This window comes from Bacillus sp. 522_BSPC (assembly GCF_001076885.1).
Lineage (GTDB): Bacteria > Bacillota > Bacilli > Bacillales > Cytobacillaceae > Niallia > Niallia hominis.
In genome coordinates this window covers 1-2,024 of record NZ_JVDT01000258.1, presented here as the reverse complement: position 1 = coordinate 2,024, position 2,024 = coordinate 1, and the positions used below count along the sequence as shown (strand labels likewise).

The following is a 2,024-nucleotide window of genomic DNA, read 5'->3' as shown; positions in this document are numbered from 1 at the left end:
AAGAGTGCAAGAGTCGCAAGTAAAAGTACGAAAGTTGCAAGTAAAAGTACAAAAGCCGCAAGTAAAAGCAGGGAAGTCGCAAATAAAAGTACCAAACTCGCAACTAACCCCACATCAAATCCACAATCAAATTCCTTCTTCACTATTAAATTAACCGTATGAGTAAAATGTTTGTGGGTAGAAAATAATTTACCCTCTGGTTTGGTTGGTGGTCGTTAGACCGCCAACCAAACGCAAGCGCGGTAGTATGAGCAAAAATAAAGAAAAAGGGACTTTCTTTTTGTATAGTAGTGTTTGCGGACAAAACATACAAAAGGAGAAAGTCCCTATGAAACAAAATACCATAAAACTACCTACATTAAAAGAAATAGAAAGTGATTTATTTAAAACATTACAGGAAACTTTTTCGGAAGTTCTCGAGGAGCTGTTAACTGGGTATGACAGAGAAATAGCTGAACAACGAGATAAAGGAAGATATCAACTCAAAGATAAGAGAGCGATTCAGATGGACACCTTATTTGGATCTGTTTCAATTAAGCGAAATTACTATTGGGATCGTATCGGCAACAAATATGTCTATTTATTAGATCAATATTTACAGTTTGAGGGCGGTAAAGGATTTAGTCCAGTTGTGGAAGAAATGGCGATGGAATTGGCGGTTACTGGGCCATCATACAGACATGCATCTTCTACGTTAGAAAAATTACTTGGATACTCTGTAGCTAGTCATGAAGCGATTCGTCAACATTTATTACAAACAGAAGTTGTACCGAGCTTGCCAATCGAACCAAAAAGAAAGGTATTATTTATCGAAGTAGATGGCTTATTTATTAAACGGCAAGGTGGTAAGAAGCGCGGACGAGAAGAAAAGATCGCAGCTATCCATGAAGGTTGGTCTATGAATGGAAAGAGAGCCAGTCTTGTGGGAAAACGGCATTTTATTCATAAAGCAGAAGCACCTTTCTGGGAAGAGTTAGAACAATTTTTAATGGATACGTATCATTACGATCCAACTACTCATCTTTTAGCTATCAATGGGGACGGAGCTAGTTGGATAACTGCGTGCAGAGAGTATTTTCAAAAGAAAGCTTTTTTCACGATAGACAGATTCCACGTAGCTCGAGAAATCCAACGTATTTTTAAAGAACATCCTAGATATAAAGCGATACGAAAAAAGCTAGCTAAGTATGATGGAGAGGGATTATTAGTAGAGTTAAATAGTGCAGTGGCGACCCTGGATACAGAGAAAAAAGAAGAACGATTAGAAGCATTAATTAACCAGCTTTCTCCATATCCCGAGGCACTTGGAGACTATAGAATTTGGTTACAGGAACAAGGAATAGATACGAGTGATATGCGTCCGATGGGCAGCGCAGAAGGAACCATGAGTGTGTTTGCCAAGCGTCTGAAAAACGGAAGGGCATGGAGTGAAAAAGGAATAGATGCATTTATTCGATTCATGGTTGGCTTAAAAGATGGATTAGATATTAAAACACTGATCGGAACAATGACGAAACGATTGGAAGAGAAGGAATCAAATCATATAAAACCAAAATACTACCGTGAAAAACTAACCAAAACAGCAGGACAGGCAACAAGACAAAACATTGCCTATTTGAGTCAAACAACAGGAAAGCCACTATATCATGCGTTAAAAGCATTACAAGGATTTTAAAAAGGATTGTCGACGTTTAACTGTAAACTGTATTCTAAAAGGTTATGGATTTTAACAACATAGAAAACGCAGAGTGGATTGGAGCGAAAGGCACTTGACTCCTGCGGGACATAGAGGAAAGGTCGAGACCCCACAGCCGGAACGGCGAGGAGGCTCGACTTCCTCCCCGCGGAAAGCAAGTGCCTGTAGCGGAAAGGAACGGTCTATTGATCCCAAAAAATTTTACGAAAACAGCCTGACTATAAATAGAGTAAGTATAGAAAGCGTTAACAATAGAGATAGCAAACACACTGAAAAAGAGAGAAATTCCGACGATAAAAAATTTCTCCCACAAATACTTGACTCAAAC

The 2,024-nt window shown here is 38.9% G+C and carries 1 protein-coding gene; it reads left to right on the top strand.

Annotation, left to right across the window (positions count from 1 at the left end; all coding sequences use genetic code 11):
* The first annotated feature begins 328 nt into the window (after window positions 1–328).
* The gene (locus ADJ83_RS21580; RefSeq protein WP_048717475.1) at window positions 329–1,675 is read left to right on the top strand and encodes an ISLre2 family transposase; all 1,347 of its coding nucleotides are present in this window, start codon (window positions 329–331) and stop codon (window positions 1,673–1,675) included.
* Window positions 1,676–2,024: the final 349 nt, after the last annotated feature.